At 62.3% G+C, this 15704-nt stretch carries 16 protein-coding genes; 8 read left to right on the top strand and 8 right to left on the bottom strand.

Going from position 1 to position 15704, the window contains the following annotated elements; all coding sequences use genetic code 11:
• Nucleotides 1-249 precede the first annotated feature (249 nt).
• Both mltG and ruvX read right to left on the bottom strand, forming a co-directional pair.
• Nucleotides 250-1320, bottom strand: coding sequence for an endolytic transglycosylase MltG (gene mltG / locus HPY65_02210; protein NPU83274.1), 1071 nt, complete (start codon nucleotides 1318-1320; stop codon nucleotides 250-252).
• A gap of 2 nt (nucleotides 1321-1322) precedes the next feature.
• Entirely contained in the window at nucleotides 1323-1754 is a 432-nt protein-coding gene (gene ruvX / locus HPY65_02205) for a Holliday junction resolvase RuvX (GenBank protein ID NPU83273.1), read from the bottom strand.
• A gap of 400 nt (nucleotides 1755-2154) precedes the next feature.
• Here ruvX and HPY65_02200 point away from each other — a divergent pair, with 400 nt between their 5' ends.
• The 6 genes from HPY65_02200 to HPY65_02175 all read left to right on the top strand — a co-directional run bounded on the left by HPY65_02200 (nucleotide 2155) and on the right by HPY65_02175 (nucleotide 7948).
• The gene (locus tag HPY65_02200) at nucleotides 2155-2514 is read left to right on the top strand and encodes a hypothetical protein (GenBank protein ID NPU83272.1); all 360 of its coding nucleotides are present in this window, start codon (nucleotides 2155-2157) and stop codon (nucleotides 2512-2514) included.
• Nucleotides 2515-2921: 407 nt separating this feature from the next.
• Nucleotides 2922-4865, top strand: a complete 1944-nt coding sequence (gene selB, locus HPY65_02195; protein ID NPU83271.1) for a selenocysteine-specific translation elongation factor — start codon at nucleotides 2922-2924, stop codon at nucleotides 4863-4865.
• Nucleotides 4837-5658: a formate dehydrogenase accessory sulfurtransferase FdhD gene (gene fdhD / locus HPY65_02190; protein NPU83270.1), complete on the top strand. Its 822-nt coding sequence runs from the start codon at nucleotides 4837-4839 to the stop codon at nucleotides 5656-5658. Before selB ends, fdhD begins: the two co-directional genes overlap by 29 nt.
• Nucleotides 5655-6599, top strand: coding sequence for an HD domain-containing protein (locus tag HPY65_02185; protein NPU83269.1), 945 nt, complete (start codon nucleotides 5655-5657; stop codon nucleotides 6597-6599). Before fdhD ends, HPY65_02185 begins: the two co-directional genes overlap by 4 nt.
• Nucleotides 6600-6601: 2 nt before the next feature.
• On the top strand, nucleotides 6602-7027 hold the full coding sequence (locus HPY65_02180; GenBank protein ID NPU83268.1) for a GNAT family N-acetyltransferase: 426 nt from the start codon (nucleotides 6602-6604) through the stop codon (nucleotides 7025-7027).
• Between the two features lie 6 nt (nucleotides 7028-7033).
• Nucleotides 7034-7948 carry a DUF2156 domain-containing protein gene (locus tag HPY65_02175; protein NPU83267.1) on the top strand — a complete coding sequence of 305 codons (915 nt, stop codon included), beginning with the start codon at nucleotides 7034-7036 and terminating at the stop codon, nucleotides 7946-7948.
• Between the two features lie 24 nt (nucleotides 7949-7972).
• Here HPY65_02175 and HPY65_02170 read toward each other — a convergent pair whose 3' ends face one another.
• The 5 genes from HPY65_02170 to HPY65_02150 form a co-directional block, all read right to left on the bottom strand.
• Entirely contained in the window at nucleotides 7973-8209 is a 237-nt protein-coding gene (locus HPY65_02170; GenBank protein NPU83266.1) for a hypothetical protein, read from the bottom strand.
• 65 nt (nucleotides 8210-8274) lie between these two features.
• Nucleotides 8275-8976 carry an MBL fold metallo-hydrolase gene (locus HPY65_02165; GenBank protein ID NPU83265.1) on the bottom strand — a complete coding sequence of 234 codons (702 nt, stop codon included), beginning with the start codon at nucleotides 8974-8976 and terminating at the stop codon, nucleotides 8275-8277.
• A gap of 4 nt (nucleotides 8977-8980) precedes the next feature.
• Nucleotides 8981-9655, bottom strand: coding sequence for a pyridoxal 5'-phosphate synthase glutaminase subunit PdxT (gene pdxT, locus HPY65_02160; protein ID NPU83264.1), 675 nt, complete (start codon nucleotides 9653-9655; stop codon nucleotides 8981-8983).
• Nucleotides 9656-9688: 33 nt separating this feature from the next.
• Complete coding sequence (gene pdxS, locus HPY65_02155) at nucleotides 9689-10570, bottom strand: pyridoxal 5'-phosphate synthase lyase subunit PdxS (protein ID NPU83263.1); 882 nt, start codon at nucleotides 10568-10570, stop codon at nucleotides 9689-9691.
• On the bottom strand, nucleotides 10546-12354 hold the full coding sequence (locus HPY65_02150) for a L,D-transpeptidase family protein (GenBank protein ID NPU83262.1): 1809 nt from the start codon (nucleotides 12352-12354) through the stop codon (nucleotides 10546-10548). Before HPY65_02150 ends, pdxS begins: the two co-directional genes overlap by 25 nt.
• Before the next feature lie 259 nt (nucleotides 12355-12613).
• On the opposite strand from HPY65_02150, the gene HPY65_02145 reads away from it, so the two are divergent.
• A complete protein-coding gene (locus HPY65_02145; GenBank protein ID NPU83261.1) occupies nucleotides 12614-13570 on the top strand; it encodes a hydroxymethylglutaryl-CoA lyase in 957 nt (318 codons plus the stop codon).
• 97 nt (nucleotides 13571-13667) lie between these two features.
• Nucleotides 13668-14201 (top strand): hydrolase, encoded by a 534-nt coding sequence (locus tag HPY65_02140; GenBank protein NPU83260.1) that lies wholly within the window; start codon nucleotides 13668-13670, stop codon nucleotides 14199-14201.
• Between the two features lie 300 nt (nucleotides 14202-14501).
• Here HPY65_02140 and HPY65_02135 read toward each other — a convergent pair whose 3' ends face one another.
• Nucleotides 14502-15695, bottom strand: a complete 1194-nt coding sequence (locus HPY65_02135) for a hypothetical protein (GenBank protein ID NPU83259.1) — start codon at nucleotides 15693-15695, stop codon at nucleotides 14502-14504.
• Between the last annotated feature and the right edge of the window lie 9 nt (nucleotides 15696-15704).

Here is a 15704-nt window from a genome sequence, read left to right as displayed (position 1 = left end):
GGGTTTCCCTTTGTCAAGAAAAAATGCGGTTTTCTCTTTAAGAATTGGCCATTTCCCGCCGCCCGGACCAGGGCTCGAACGGGGAACCGGAACCGCTGTCCGGTGCCCCGGTTTCCATCTGGTCCGAAGGCAATCCTCCACCTCCTCACGAAACGGTCCAATCTTCCCAATCCGTTGAATTAAAAAGTGATTGCTGAAAAGTGGAGGGATTTCAGGCGGAATTGGGACGGCAAAAGCAAGAGGGACGGTTCAGTGGTACGGCCGGGGCTGATTCATCTGGGCCGCCGCCTTTTCCGCATCCTTCATTGCTTCTCCGATCCGGCGGTACTTGATGATCGCCTCGTTGTGCGCCAGGTAATTTCTGGAGAACTCATGGCTTCCGTCCAGCCTCGACACGAAGTAAAGAACATCGGATGATGCGGGATGGAGGGCCGCCTGCAGGGAGTCGGCCCCGGGATTGGCAATGGGCCCCGGCGGCAGTCCATCAATGACATAGGTGTTGTACGGCGATTTCCTCTGGAGATGCCTCCGTTTGACGGCGCCGCTGAAGCGCTCCAGGTCATAGACCGCCGTGGGGTCGCACTGGAGTTTCATCTCCCTGCGGAGCCGGTTGTGGAATACCGCCGAAATAAGGTTTTTTTCGCTCTTCAGGCCGGTCTCTTTTCCGATCAGGGAGGCCAGGGTGACGGCCTCGTGGACGTTCAGCCCCATCTGCTCTGCCCGATTTCTCATCTCCGGCGTGAAGGCTTTCCAGAACTGGTGAACCATCGCCTTGATGATCTCCCGGGCACCCATGGTGCGGTCAAAGATATACGTATTGGGAAAGAGGTATCCTTCGGCGCTGGCCCCCCGGATGTTCAGGGCATCGAGGAATTCCCGGTCCCGGGCCGTTGCGAGGAAGGTCTTCCGGTCCACCAGCCGGAATTCGGGAGACGCCAGCAGGTCGGCGATTTCCTGGAGCGACCAGTCTTCCGGAATCGTCACCTTGTAGCCCTTGATCATCCCCCTGACCAGCCGCCCGATGATCTCGTTGGGCGACATGGAACTGGCCAGCTCGTATTCTCCCGCCCGGATCTGCCGGTTGGACCGCTTAAGGACCGCCAGCACATAAAAGAAGGGCTTGTTCTGCACCAGACCCGTCTTCTCCAGGATATCGACGATTTCCACGAAGCCCGTCCCCCTGGGGATCTCCACCGTGGAGGTGACGTGCAGGTCGTCAACGGGACTGAAGCTGAAATAGAGGAAGGATGTCAGGAGGAGGAATGCGATGCCCGCCAGGAAGAGCAGGAAAGCCCTCCACTTGGTTTTTTTTGCCGTCATCTTCAGGATTCTTCTGCGGAGGAGATGGCCGGGCGGTCCAGATACGATCTGAGAATGAGAACGGCGGCGAGCTTGTCAACCACGGCCTTCCGCTTTTTGCGTCCGGTTCCCGCGGCTCTGAGGATCTCCTCGGCTTCCTTTGTCGTCAGGAGTTCTTCCTGGAGAAGCACGGGCAGTCCGAAGGTCTCCTCCAGGCGCCGGGCGAACCGGTCAACCTTTTCACACTGGATCCCCTTCGTGCCGTCCATCCGCACCGGGTATCCCACAACGATTTTCTCCACTTCATACTCCTCGATGAGGCGGCGCAGGGCCTCCATGTCGGCCCGGCGGTTCTTCCGTTCGAGGACCGTCAGCCCCTGGGCGGTGATCCCCAGTTCGTCGGATACCGCCACCCCGATTCGCTTTTCCCCGTAATCCAACCCGAGAATCCGCATATTGGTCCTCACCGCCTCAAGGGAGGCATGTTTATCAATCCCCTTCCCCGATTTCAATCAAAAAGTGCCCCGACTCCGATACTCCGTTTCTCTTGACGAAGTGAAAAGCGGAAGGCATGATGCTGTCGGAGTTGCACCCACTCCCGAATATCACTTGGAAATTTCCCGTCCGACGAGAGCGTGTTGTCACCACACTGGTTCATGATGGCCGCAAATGCGAGTTCGTAAACAAAGATCCGGAATCGGGCGCCCCAAATTCCGTAAAAGTTGAGGAATCACAATGTCTTCCGGCGCGGTCGAGACGACCGTCTGCCATGTTATCCGGTGTCGCTCCGGTTCCAGGCGGGTTCGGAGCGCAACCAAAAGAGGCCGCATTTTATTGGGTTGCAGAGAGGACGATATGAACATCATTCGGTTTGTGCTTTTCATGGCGGTCCCGTGCCTCCTTGCCGGCACACCGGTCCATGCCGGCGATATCTCCATCTACGGCGGCGAAAAGGGGGCTTTGAGCATCACGGATCAGGAAAATCCATGCCGGTATGAAAGAACGATGGCCCAACTCCGGCAGCCGGCAATATCTCCGGCGGAGAAGGAGGCTCTCAGGAAGAGCCAGAGGCCGTACTGGGAGGAAAAGGAGCGGGAGATCCAGAACATCAAGGCGTTGACCGAGGAAAAGGAACGGATGAAGAGAGCCGAAGAGGCAAAGAGAAAAGCAAAGAAGGAGAAGACCGACACAACGGCACCCCAGGAAGCAAAATAAACAGGGATCGAACAGGGTGTTGCCGGGAACATGGCTGCATCGGAAGCGGCTGCCGCTTCCGACGGCAATGCCGGCGGTGCTTCGCAGTGTACGGGGTCCGAATCCTGCAGCGAATCGAAAGCAGCGGACCACTCTCGCAAAATCCCAAGTTCCCCGGCAGCAGGCGTCAAAAGGTCTTGTACCCACCCCTGTTCTTGAGCTTGCAATGTTCCCGGTCCCGACTGTGAAGGGATTGCAAACCTGAAGAAACGAAAGAAAAGGGAAAGATCCCGAACGGACCGATTCCCGCAACCATTTTCCCCAATCGTAACGGATGTTTCCGCTTAAACAGGGAGTTCTCGGGCGCCTCCTTCGCTCCTTGTGAATCCCCCCCGATTCTGTTAGATTGCCCGCCAAATGGGGAAATCATGAGGCATATCGTCGTCGGCACAGCGGGACACGTGGATCACGGAAAGACGGCCCTGGTGAAGGCCCTGACCGGGATCGACACGGACCGCCTCAAGGAGGAGAAACTGCGGGGAATCACCATCGAACTGGGGTTTGCCTTTCTGAAGACCGCAAGCGGGCAGACCCTGGGGGTGGTGGACGTGCCGGGACACGAACGCTTCATCCGGAACATGGTGGCCGGCGCGGCCGGGATCGACCTGGTCGTTCTCGTCATCGCCGCCGACGAGGGCGTCATGCCCCAGACGCGGGAGCACCTGGCCATCTGCACCTTCCTGGGAATCCGCCGGGGACTCGTGGCCCTCACAAAAATCGACATGGTGGACCGGGACTGGCTCGACCTCGTCACGGAAGACGTCCGCCAGTTCCTCCTGGGAACCTTCCTGGAGGGCTCCCCCGTGGTTCCCGTTTCGGCGCTGACGGGGGAAGGGCTCCCGGACGTCCTGGCGGCCATCGAGGATACCGCCGCGCTGGTGGAGGAGGAAACCGACGCCGGGCTGTTCCGCCTTCCCGTGGACCGTGTTTTCACGATGCGTGGATTCGGGACGGTGGTCACCGGCACCGTCGCCACAGGCCGGATCGCCGTCGGCGAGGAGGTGGTCCTCCTGCCGCCCGGGCAGAAGGCCAGGGTCCGGGGCATCCAGATTCACAATGAAAGCATGCCGACGGCCGAAGCGGGACAGCGGGCGGCGATCAACCTGCAGGGACTCGACCGGGACGCCGTCGAGCGGGGCGAAGTGCTGGCGCGGCCCGGAACCATCGAACCGACGCGCCGCGTCGACGCGGTATTCCAGTACCTGGCCGGCCCGGAAAAGAAGCTCAAGAACCGCACGCTGGTCCGCTTTCACACGGGAACCAGCGAGACAATGGCCCGCCTCCTCCTCCCGGAGGGCAGCGAGCTGTCGCCGGGCCGGCAGGCCCCCGTCCAGTTCTATCTGGAGAACCCCGTGGTGGCCCTGGCGGGGGACCGTTACGTCGTCCGCAGCTACTCCCCCGTCACAACCCTCGGCGGGGGAACGATCCTCGATCCCCTGGCCCGGAAGCACAAGGCCCACGGTGATAAGTCCCTCGGTGATTTCGACATTCTCTCAGCGGGAGACGAAGCGGAGCGTGTATCGGTCATCCTCGACCGGTCGGGATTCGCCGGCACGGCCCTGAACGAGCTGGTGGTCCGCACGGGTCTTCCGGAAACGCTCCTGCGCAAGACCCTGGAGAAGCTGTTCACGGACCGCCGGGCGATTCTCATGGACCGCGAAGAGTGGCGGGCCGTGTCCCGGACCGTTCATGAAGACGTCCAGGAGCGGATCCTCCGGACCGTTCGCGTCTACCACGAAAAGAACCCCCTGAAGGAGGGGATCCCACGGGAGGAGCTGCGAAGCACCGCGGGCTCGTATATCCCGCCGAAACTGTTCGCCTCGGCGCTCCGGGACCTGGAAAAAACCGGCCGGCTGCTCCTGGAGCGGGACACGGTCCGCCTGGCGGAGCACCGGGTGGACTGGCAGGGAAGCCAGGAAGACCTGCGGGGAGAGATCCTGCAGATCTACCAGGAGGCGGGTTACGCCCCGCCGACGGTCCGGGAGTTCGCGGAGCGGTTCCGGGACCGGAAGCGGGAGGCCGACAAGATCCTGGGCGTCCTGATCCAGGAAGGCATTCTGGTCCGCATAAACGAGGACCTGCACTTTCACCGGGATGCCCTGGCACGGCTCCGGGAAGACTACCGGGCCTTCCTCCTGAAAGCCGGAAAGGCGAATCCGACGGACTTCAAGGACCTGACGGGCCTGTCCCGAAAATTCATCATCCCCCTGATGGAATACTTCGATCAGGCGAAGCTGACCATCCGGGTGGGAGACCACCGGGTCCTCCGGGAAAAGGAAAAGGATGACCGACCGCAAAACGGAACCCGTTGAAATCATGGACGTCCTCGCTTACCGCGAGGACACCTTCCGGCCGGACACCGCTCCGATCATCCGGGAGGTTCTCCTGGAGGTGCGCCTGGACGGCCGCCGCGTGGCCGCCATTGCCTGCACGGGAGAGCATGCGGAGGAACTGGCGATCGGTTTTCTCCGCTCCGAGGGCCGGATCGGGCAACGGGAGGACATCGGCCGCATCGAACAGGCGCAGGACATTGCAACGGACCTGGCATGGCCGGGAGAGATCCGGTCGGTTGACGTCCGGACGGCCGGAGGGGCTTCACGACCGGAACCCACAGCAGGGGGGGGCACCATCGCCTCCAGCGGCGCACGAAGCTCCTGCCGATGGCCCGCCGGCACCAGCCTGGCGCCGGGCTTGCCGACGCTCACTCCGGGGCAGGCCTTTCACCTGGTCGACGGACTTGTGGAAGCCTGTGTCCTCCACGAACGGACCCGGGGCACCCACGGCGCCGCCCTGGCGGCACCGGACCGGATTCTTGCCGTCCGGGAGGACATCGGCCGCCACAATGCCCTGGACATGCTCTCCGGCCACGCCCTCCTGAACGGAATCGACTGCACCGACAAAATTCTGGTAAGAACGGGGCGGGCATCGCTGGAAATCGTATCCAAGGCAGCCTGCATGGGCATACCCGTCCTGCTTTCCCTGGGTGCGCCCACCGCGGAGGCCGTCCGGCTAGCCGCCCGAACGGGAATCACCCTGGCGGGGAGCGTCCGCGGCCAATCCATGATCGTCTATACTCATGAAACGCGAATAGGAAAAACAGCATGAAGAATTTGTTTGTCCGGGATATCCGGCAGGGAGACAAGGTCAGCGAGGTCTTCCTGGTGGCGGAAAAGAACATGGCCTTCTCCATGAAAGGGGCCCCCTACCTCAGCCTCAAACTGAAGGACCGCACGGGGGAGGTGGATGGAAAAATCTGGGACCACGCCCCCGAATGGGACCAGGCCTTCAAAAAAGGGGACTTCGTCCAGATCAACGCCCGGGCCGTCAGCTATCGGGATGCCGTCCAGCTCAACATCCTGGGGCTCAAAAAGCTGGACGAGCAGGAGGTCGATCCGATGGATTTCCTGCCCGCCTCGGAAGGGGATCCGGAAGAAATGTTCAACGAACTGATGGGGTTCGTGGACCGGATCGCCACGCCCCACCTGAAGGCCCTCCTCATGGCCTTCTTCCGGGACGAGGCCCTCGTCCGCCGCTTCAAGCGGGCCCCCGCCGCCAAGAGTTTCCACCACAACACCATCGGGGGGCTCCTGGAGCACACCCTGTCGGTGACAAGGCTCCTGGAGCGGGCGGCGGATCACTACCCCGGCGCCGACCGGGACCTCCTGATCACCGGCGGCATCCTCCACGACATCGGAAAGATTCACGAGTTCTCCTACGACCGGATGGTGGAGTATACAAACGCGGGAAGGCTGGTGGGGCACATCGTCATGGGAGTCGAAATGCTGGATGCCCGGATCGCCGGACTGCCGGACTTTCCGGAGCAGACCGCCATGGCCCTCCGGCATCTGATCCTGAGCCATCACGGCGTCCTGGAGTTCGGCTCCCCCAAGCGCCCCAAGACCCTGGAGGCCCTGATCGTCCACCACATGGACGACCTGGACGCCAAGGTCAACGCCCTTCAGACCTTCATCGAGGCCTCGCCGGATGAGGATTCTGACTGGACGCCCTATCACCGTCTCCTGGAACGCTACATCTACAAGGGATGAACATGGCGGGCGCCGGGATCGAGTTCCGTTATCTTACCGATCCCTCGGAAGAGGAGATTCAGCGCATCCTCGGTTTGTACCGCGAGGCGGGCTGGTGGGAAGAAACGGCGGATCCGGATCCGCGCGACGTCACCCGTCTCGTGGCCGGCAGCCACTGTTTCCTGGCGGCGTTTTCCGAAGGGCGCCTGGTCGCCATGGCCCGGGTCCTCAGCGACGGCGTCAGCGACGCCTACATCCAGGACGTGACGGTGGAGAAAACCATGCGTCACCGGGGGATCGGAAGCAGGCTGATTCAAACGATCGTCGAAAGACTCAACACGGAAGGCATCCGCTGGATCGGCCTCATCGCAACCGGAAACACCGAGGATTTCTACCGGCCTCTTGGATTCCGGCCCGTACCCGGGGCCTTGGCCATGCTGCAGCGATAACACGGTATGACCTTCAAACCGCTTGAAATCGAAGATTACGCCACCCTGAAGCCATGCTTCGAGAAGCAGGCCTACGACCTCTCCCCCTATTCGCTCCTATCCATTATGGCGTGGAACGGGCACCTGTACCGGACGTTCTGGCGGATCGAGGGGGTCTCGGCGATCCTGTCCTTCCGGTCCGACCTCGATCCGGCGGACCGCTACCTCGTTCTGCCGGTCCCGCCCCCGGCTGGATTGGGAGCGGACGATCTCGTCCGGCTGGCCGAAGGTTCGGACATCCCCTCGTTCTGGTTCGTCCCGGACGACTGGGTCGAGCGGATCGGGCGTTCCGCCCTGGAGGCCCGGTTTCGCCTCACCGATCAGGCCGAGTACGGAGACTATATCTACCGGACAGCGGACCTGGCCGAACTGCGGGGGAATCGGTACACCCGCAAGCGAAACCTCATCCACCAGTTTGAAAAAGCCTATGTGAGTCGGGGGCGGGTGGCGGTAGAGCCGATCCGGCGGGAGAACGCCCCGGAGTGCCTGGCATTCCTGGACGAATGGTGCCGTCTCCGGGGAGACTGCGATCCTCTGGGGGAAGACACGCTCTCCTGCGAGCGGCGTGCCGTGATCGCTGCCCTGGAAAACCTGGAGATCCTGGAGGGAATCGGAATCCTGGTCCGCATCGACGGGACCGTCAACGCCTTCGGGATCGCCTCCCGGCTGAACGGAACCATGGCGACGCTCAACTTCGAGAAGGCCTATCCTTCCGTCCGGGGACTCTATCAGTACCTGGATCGGGAGTGCGCCCGCTTCCTCTTCGCCGGTTTCGAATTCATCAACAAGGAAAGCGACATGGGCCTCATGGACCTGGCCAAGTCCAAGGAGTCCTACTATCCCGTGCGGCAGCTCCGGTCCTGGCGCCTGGATCTCCGGTAACATCGCCGGAGGCAGCCCGCCTCCCTATTTCTTCCTCAGGAGATCCAGTTCCTCCGCCGTCAGGTAGGTCTCGCAATAACCGCATTCCCGGCAGGAATAGACGTCGAATCCGGTGGATTTGTTTGTCATTTCGATTCGCCCGTGCCGGGAAAGAGTCGCCAGGCGGATCACATGGAACGTCCCTTCGTTTCCCTCATTCTGAGGGATCATTTCCAACTCGGGGTGATTCAGACAAACCATCTTCCCGTCTTTCCGGGGCATCCGCAACCTCCTGTCTTTTTTAAAAAGGTTGTGCCGCGTCACGATTCGGCTGCCGGACGGGGCGCTTATTCGATGGACATGAGGGACAGCCAGCGCTCCTCCTCGGTGGCCCGGGGCAATCCCCGCTCCCGGAGAACCGCGACGATTCCCGGGTCGTTGAACCGCAGATAGGGATTCATGCTTCGCTCCTCCCGCAGGGACGAGCAGACGAACGCCGGATCGTAGGTCCGCCAGTACGCCTCCAGGGCCGGCAGGCTCGACGGATCCAGCTTCCGGGCAAAGAGCAGAGCGTCCCGGACGTAGTCGTGTCCGGCGAGGATCATGGTCTCCACGGGGAAGGCCATCAGCCGCCGGACGGATCCGAGGAAGCCGAGAAGATCCCCGGAGAAACAGTTTCCCACCGTTCCGTTGAAGAGGGTGTCCCCCGTCAGGAGCGCCGATCCGGCCTGAAAGCATACCGAGTCTTCCGTGTGACCCGGCGTCCTGTGGACCCTGACGGCCTCGCTTCCCAGCTCGATATCGCCCCCGTCGGGAAGGCTCCCGGGATCCATGAAACGGGCGCCGGGCAAGGCCAGAAGCGCTTCGTTCCCGAGGGTGTGGTCGTAATGGCGGTGGGTGTTCGTGACGTACAGGAGCGGCAGATTCCGTTCCGCAAGGAACCCGCGAATGTCCTCCGCGGCGCCGCCGTCGACGGCGACCGCCCCCGTTTCGTTCCACACGAGATAAGCCAGGTTGTCGGCGCTGTAGCGGAACTGCTCGACGTTCATGGCATCACCGGACACGGGCGTGCCGGGTCCAGCTCGTCCGGCTCCAGCCGGGATCCAGGGCTGGAATGTCGGGTGCAAGGGAAAGGCCGCACTTGACGGCAAAATAGCGATGGAAGGCGGTGCTCCCCGTCAGTTCGGGATGGAAGACCGTCGCCAGGGCGTTCGGCGTCTCCGCAGCGGCAATGAAGTCATTCATCCTGAGCAGGACGTTGACGCCCTCTCCGACCTGCAGGATCTTGGGGGAGCGGATGAACGTAAGCGGGAGGGGATCGGGGGATACGGAGGGAACGACGGCCGTGGCGGTGAAGCTGTCGAGCTGGCTGCCGAAGCTGTTCCGTTCCACCTCCATGTCGATGAGCCCCAGATGGGACTTTTCCCCGCGGACCCGGGCGGCCAGGAGGATCGTGCCGGCGCAGGTCCCCCAGATTTTCATGCCCCTTCGGTATTCGCGGCGGATTGCCTCGTCGACCCCGAAGATCAGGAGCAGCCGGGACAGGCAGGTGCTCTCGCCGCCGGGGAGAATCAGGCCGCTGAGACCAGAAAGGTCCTCGGGCCTTTTGACGGGAAGCCCCCGGATGCCGAGACGCTCCAGATGATCCAGGTGCTCGAGAACGCCGCCCTGCAGATCCAGGACGCCCAGCACAGGCTCCGGCCGGTTCGATGATTCGGGAGAATTCATGGTCGGGAGCAAGGGGCCCTCACCGCCGGCAGGTCACCAGCCCCGCCCCGCCAGCAGCTTGTCCTCGGGAATCTGGGCGATCTCAAGGCCCGGCATGGCCTCCCCCAGCCCCAGGGACGCCTCGAGGATTTTTTCCGGATCGTTGAAAAATGCCGTGGCCTTGACGATTCCGCGGGCCCGGACGGCTGGATTGGAGGATTTGAAGATCCCTGAACCGACAAAGACGCCGTCGCAGCCGAGCTGCATCATCAGCGCCGCATCAGCCGGCGTGGCGATGCCTCCGGCGGCGAAGTTCACGACCGGCAGGCGGCCCAGTTCCCGGACCTTCAGGGCCTGTTCGTAGGGCATGCCGTTGACCTTGCAGAAACCCGTCACTTCCTCGAGGGGCATGTTGGCGAGCTGTCGGATCTCCCGGTTCATGGTCCGCATATGACGGACCGCCTCCACCACGTTTCCCGTTCCCGCTTCGCCCTTCGTGCGGATCATGGCCGCCCCTTCGGCGATGCGGCGCAGGGCCTCCGCCAGGTTGCGAGCTCCGCAGACGAAGGGGATGGAAAATTGCGTCTTGTCGATGTGGCACTCTTCGTCGGCGGGGGTCAGGACCTCGCTCTCGTCGATGTAATCGATCTTCAGCGCCTCCAGGAGCTGGGCCTCCACAAAGTGGCCGATCCGAGCCTTGGCCATGACGGGAATGGACACGGACTGCTTGATTTCCCGGATCAGCCCCGGCTCCGACATGCGGGCCACACCCCCCTGTGCGCGGATGTCCGCGGGAACGCGCTCGAGGGCCATGACCGCCACGGCCCCGGCCTCCTCAGCGATCCGGGCCTGCTCAACCGTCGTAACATCCATGATGACACCGCCCTTGAGCATCTGGGCAAGCTGTACATTCAGTTCGTAACGCTTCTCATCCACGTCGGATTCACCTCCCTGCGGGTTCCCAGTTGATTCTGTTTCTTTTCCCTCCGTCCCCCCTTCAGGCTCGCGGCGGAGGTCTGCCTGCCGCCGTTCCACGCCGCAAGGATGGACGTTTTCGTGCCCATAACCGCCTCGAGCACGGAATCGTATCGGTAGATGTCGTCCCGGAATTGGACCGTGCCGTCGGGATCCACCCAGGCGGTCCAGTACGCGATATGCACGGTGATCGGCGCCGGGAGATCCACAGCCTGGTTCTTGCCTTTGCGGATGGCAGCCAGGATTTTTTCCCGGGACCAGTTCACATCATCCTGCAAAAGATAGACCGCCAAGTCAATCGGTTTTTCCACCCGCATGCAGCCGTGGCTGAAGTCGCGGGTCGTCCTCTTGAACAGGCTCCGCTGGGGCGTGTCGTGGAGATACACGTCGAACCGGTTCGGGAACATGAACTTGATATGGGACAGGGCGTTGAAGGCCCCCGGATCCTGGCGGATGCGGTACTTGAAGGTCTTCTCGTTCATCTTCGCCCAGTCCACCGTCTTGGGGTCCACGACGGTGTCCCGGCCAAGGATGATCTTCATTCCCTGCTTCTGCAGGGACACCGGGTCCTTCTGCAGCTTCGGCAGGTATTCCTTGATGGCGATGTTGAAAGGCACGTTCCAGTAAGGGTTGATCTCCAGGTAGGTCATCCGCCCCGTAAAGGCCGGCGTCCGGTATTCGATCTTCGGATCCCGGCTGTGCCGCATCCCTACGACAACCCGCATGCTCAGCGGCGCGCGCCCATTTTCGATCGCCGTCAGGCTGAAATCGGGGATGTTGATGAACAGGAAGCGGTTCCCCACCTCCTGGGGAAGCCATCGCCAGCGTTCGAGATTGAGGAGCATCTGGACCACCCGGCGCTCCACGGGCACGTTGAGGGCCTTCAGGGTCTCCTTCTGAACGGCTCCGTCTTCCGTCAGGCCGTGGCGGCGCTGGAATTTTCGGACGGCCTGATCGAGAACGTCATCAAAACGGGGGTCCTCGGAGGCCATGGCCGGCGCCAGGTCGCCGCCGGCGATGAGGCGTTTCCTCAGGATCGGCACCCTGGGATCGCTCACACCCTTCTTAAGGGATTTGCCCGGCGGCAGCACGGGCCATCCACCCGCTACGGCAATTTTTGCGTACTCGGCGGCCACAGCGACCAGGCGGTCGTATCCCGGGTAATCCGGTTTGAGAACCTGCAGATGGACGTCCACGGTCTGCGCCGCCAGGGCGTCCTGAAGATAGGCGGACCAGTCAACGAAACGCGGACGGGCCTCCCACATCTTGAACAGCCCGTTGGGATCCGCCACTCCGGAGAGAAGATGGGACCCGAAGAGCATGAAGGCGTCCGTGCACAGGAGATCGAAATCGGCCCCCTCGCCGGGGGTCCATTTCCCGGAAATGCGCCATGCCGCCAGAAGGCTCCGAATGGCCTCGTAATGGTAATCCGTGGGGCTGAGCCCGTACTGGCCGGCCGTCCACAACACCGACAGAAGGCGATCCGCCTGGGGGGAAGGACCGTTCCTCAGGACCCAGGCCGGTCCGAAGGCCCGCTGGCGATAAAAATCGGCCAGTCGGGAGGACCGGCAGGGAGTCTCGGCACGGCAGAGGGGCGGCGCGGCATTCGCCAGTCCCTCGAAGCGAGCCTTCAGGGCCGGGCGCACAAGGTCCGGCAGGGACTGGGCGTTTGCAGAGCCGCCAAAAAGAAAAATCGCCAGACCCAAGGCGACGATAAAGGCAACGGAAAAACGAATGATTTTCATGGCCGTGGCCTATGCGAAAATTCGCGTTTTGTCAAGGGCTTCCGCAAGAGATATGAAGGTTCGTTTTTCGTTTACAGATCGGAGGCTTCCCGCGGCAAAGCAGGCTTGTCCTTCCCGGCTCTGCAGGCGACAGGGAAACCTTGGGGCCTCCTGTCCCAAGATGCCCAACCCATCGAATGTCATTGACTTTCCCGTCCCCTGCCCTTAAAATGCATACCCTGATGAATGCTCCGGAATTCCTACCCCCAGGCAGCCGCTCATGAATCCAACGGGACTTCGCATCGTGGAAGTCGGGCCCCGCGATGGGCTCCAGAACCTGTCCGTCTTCGTGGCAACGAACCGCAAGATCGACCTCATCAGGCGGCTGGCGGCCTGTGGCCTCCGGGAGATCCAGGCGGGGGCCTTCGTCAATCCCCGGGCCATACCCCAGTTCCGGGACATGAAGGACGTCCTGGCGGAAGTCCGCAGCCTGCAGGGCGAAGGAATCGTTCTGACCACGCTGGTCCCGAATCTCCAGGGCGCCCGGGACGCGGCAGCCGCCGGCGTGAACAAGCTCGACTTCTTTTTCTCCGTCAGCCGCTCCCATAACCTGAACAACGTCCGCCAGACACCGGAAGAATCCCTCGAGGCGCTCCGTCGGGTCCTTGGCGAATTCGATCGGACTCCCGGCCTCGCCTTCCGGGTCAACCTGGCGACCGTGTTCGGCTGCCCCTTCGAAGGTTATCTGGAGACGGCGGCGATCCTGAAGTATGTGGAGAAAACAGCCCGGATCGGCATCCGGGAGATCACCCTCTGCGACACCGTCGGCTGGGGATATCCCGCCCAGGTGGAAGTGATCCTGAGATCCTGCCTCGCTGCGTTCCCGGAAGTCATCTTCGGAGTGCATCTGCACAACACCCGGGGCCTGGGCCTGGCCAACGCCCTGAAGGCCTGGGAAACGGGGATCCGGGTCTTCGACTCCGCCATCGGCGGCCTGGGCGGCTGCCCCTTCGCCCCCGGGGCGTCGGGAAACGTGGCGACAGAAGATCTGTTGTTCCTGTTCCAGTCCATGGGAGTCGAAACGGGCATCGACCTGGACAGGATCCTCGATACGGCCTCCTTCCTGCAGGGGATCCTCCCGGACACGCCGCTGACCAGCTCCCTCTTCCGGGCCGGCCCGCCCAGGAAGACGCCTTTCGAAACGGCGGGAAGCGGGAAATCGGGCTGCAACTCCTGACCTGTTCCCGCACACGGCAGGCCTTCACTGCTGGAACATTGGCGTCAGACAGAGTGCCGGTTCGCCTGAAACCTATCATCCGGGGAGGCAACAAGACATGCTGAAAATCGACAGGGCGGTCCTGGTCGCCATCGACATCCAGGGAAACCTCTATCGCGCCATGGACGATCGGGAGTTTCTCCTGCAGAACTGCCGGAAACTCCTCCTGGGCGCCCGGGCGCTGGGAATCCCCGTGATTCTTACCGAGCAGGTGAAGATCGGCGAAACGGTGCCCGAGATCCGGGAACTCCTGCCGGACCTCGATCCCATCGTGAAGGAGACCTTCAGCTGCTGGCACCATGAACCTTTCGCCGCCGCACTGATGGCCACCGGCCGTAAACAGGTGATTCTCCTGGGGATCGAGGCCCACGTGTGCGTCTACCAGACATGCATGGATCTGCTGGAGGCGGGGTTCGAGGTTTACCTGGCGTCCGACGCCGTGTCGTCCCGGACCACGGCCAACCGGGAGATCGGCATCGGCCGGATGACCGCCGAGGGGGCCATCCTGGCAAGCACCGAGATGATGCTCTTCGAACTGCTGGGGACGGCGGCCCATCCGAAAGCGAAGGAACTCTTCAAGCTGATCAAATAGAAGAAAAGAGGGGCTTCCTTCGCGCTCCGGGAAGCCCCCCTCTCAACCTTCTGTTCGCGGGATTAAATAAAGGGACATCTCCCTTATTTCTAATTCGGAACGAGACGCTTGGCCTGTTCGTGACAAGAAATTGGGGAAGTGTCCCTTCTATTTACTGGCAGGCGTTCAGACGACCTCGAGATAAGCCCGCAGGCAAGGCGCGCAAATCCTGAGGAATGAGGCGTACTCTGTCCGTACGTCGCAATGACGAAGGATGCCGCGCAACGCAGCATCCGGGCTTTTGGCGAGGTCGTCCCACAATCAATGGCGGGACATGAGGTACTGCACAGCCTTGTCGAGTCCGTCCAGCGACAGCTCGAACATCGGAAATACCTGCCGGATGACCCCGACGGTCCAGGTGTAGCCCCACTCGTCTTCCGTCTGGGGGTTCAGCCATACGGAGTGCCGGAAATTCCGGGCGAGAAACTTGAGCCGGTCGATGCTGGCCTGGTGCTCCTTCTGGTCGATGTAGATGGAGCCGTTGGTGTGCATCAGCTCGTAGGGGGCCATGCTGGCATCGCCCACGAAGATCAGGCGAGTCTCCGGGTCCTTCCGGATGAACTCCTCGAGACGCTCCGGCTTCCGGTGGCGCTGGGGATCCAGCCAGACCCGGCTGTAGAGGGTGTTGTGGAAGAAGTAGATGGTCAGGTCCTTGAACTGGCTCCGGGCGTAGTTGAAGAGCGTCTGGACGATGGCCACGTAGGGATCCATGGACCAGCCGCCGTTGTCGATCATGAGGATGATCTTGAGGCGGTCCTTGAGGCGGCGGTCGAAGACGATGTCGATCTCGCCGCCGTTGCGCATCGTCTCGTAGATGGTCTTGTCGACGTTCACCACATCCCGGGGGCCCGCCGGGGTCATCCGGCGCAGCTTCTTCAGGGCCTCGCCGATCTGGCTCTCCGTCAGGGGGCCTTCCTGGGAGTAGTCCCGGTAGCGCCGCTCCATGGCCACCTTGATGGCCGACTTGTTCCGTGAGCGTCCGCCGACCCGCATCCCTCCCGGGTGGTCCCCGGAGTGACCCACCGGCGACGTCCCCTTCGTGCCGATCCACCGGTTGCCCCCGTGGTGGGCCTTTGTCTGCTCCTTGAGGCGGTCGAAGAAGTACCGGAGCAACTCCTCCGGCGTCATCTGCGCCAGCTTCTCCTGTTCGATGCCCAGGGCCGCCGCGACGTCCTCGGGGCTTTTCAGCCACTCCTCCAGGAGGGCCCGGGCCATCTCGGACAGCTCCGCGTCCTCCGGCTCCTGAAGGACCACCCCCCGGAAATGGTGGGCGAACACCTGGTCGTAGGTGTCGAAGTACCGCTCGCTCTTCACCAGGATCGACCGGGCGGCGGTGTAGAAGTCCTCCACGGAACAGATGAGCCCCATCCCCAGCGCCTTCTGAAGCTTCAGAAAGGACGTGGGCTTGACGGGAACTCCCCGGTCCCGGAGGGTATAGAAGAAATCGACGAACACGTCCTGCTC

It is taken from the genome of Syntrophaceae bacterium, assembly GCA_013177825.1.
Classification (GTDB): Bacteria; Desulfobacterota; Syntrophia; order Syntrophales; family PHBD01; genus PHBD01.
Note: the sequence above shows the minus strand (reverse complement) of the source record. Positions and strands in the feature narration are given on the sequence as shown.

Excerpts from the sequence above, each read along its gene's own strand:
- mltG (NPU83274.1), bottom strand. The coding sequence starts at position 1,320 with ATGACGGCAAAAAAAACCAAGTGGAGGGCTTTCCTGCTCTTCCTGGCG.
- ruvX (NPU83273.1), bottom strand. The coding sequence starts at position 1,754 with ATGCGGATTCTCGGGTTGGATTACGGGGAAAAGCGAATCGGGGTGGCG.
- HPY65_02200 (NPU83272.1), top strand. The coding sequence starts at position 2,155 with ATGAACATCATTCGGTTTGTGCTTTTCATGGCGGTCCCGTGCCTCCTT.
- selB (NPU83271.1), top strand. The coding sequence starts at position 2,922 with ATGAGGCATATCGTCGTCGGCACAGCGGGACACGTGGATCACGGAAAG.
- fdhD (NPU83270.1), top strand. The coding sequence starts at position 4,837 with ATGACCGACCGCAAAACGGAACCCGTTGAAATCATGGACGTCCTCGCT.
- HPY65_02185 (NPU83269.1), top strand. The coding sequence starts at position 5,655 with ATGAAGAATTTGTTTGTCCGGGATATCCGGCAGGGAGACAAGGTCAGC.
- HPY65_02180 (NPU83268.1), top strand. The coding sequence starts at position 6,602 with ATGGCGGGCGCCGGGATCGAGTTCCGTTATCTTACCGATCCCTCGGAA.
- HPY65_02175 (NPU83267.1), top strand. The coding sequence starts at position 7,034 with ATGACCTTCAAACCGCTTGAAATCGAAGATTACGCCACCCTGAAGCCA.
- HPY65_02170 (NPU83266.1), bottom strand. The coding sequence starts at position 8,209 with ATGCCCCGGAAAGACGGGAAGATGGTTTGTCTGAATCACCCCGAGTTG.
- HPY65_02165 (NPU83265.1), bottom strand. The coding sequence starts at position 8,976 with ATGAACGTCGAGCAGTTCCGCTACAGCGCCGACAACCTGGCTTATCTC.
- pdxT (NPU83264.1), bottom strand. The coding sequence starts at position 9,655 with ATGAATTCTCCCGAATCATCGAACCGGCCGGAGCCTGTGCTGGGCGTC.
- HPY65_02150 (NPU83262.1), bottom strand. The coding sequence starts at position 12,354 with ATGAAAATCATTCGTTTTTCCGTTGCCTTTATCGTCGCCTTGGGTCTG.
- HPY65_02145 (NPU83261.1), top strand. The coding sequence starts at position 12,614 with ATGAATCCAACGGGACTTCGCATCGTGGAAGTCGGGCCCCGCGATGGG.
- HPY65_02140 (NPU83260.1), top strand. The coding sequence starts at position 13,668 with ATGCTGAAAATCGACAGGGCGGTCCTGGTCGCCATCGACATCCAGGGA.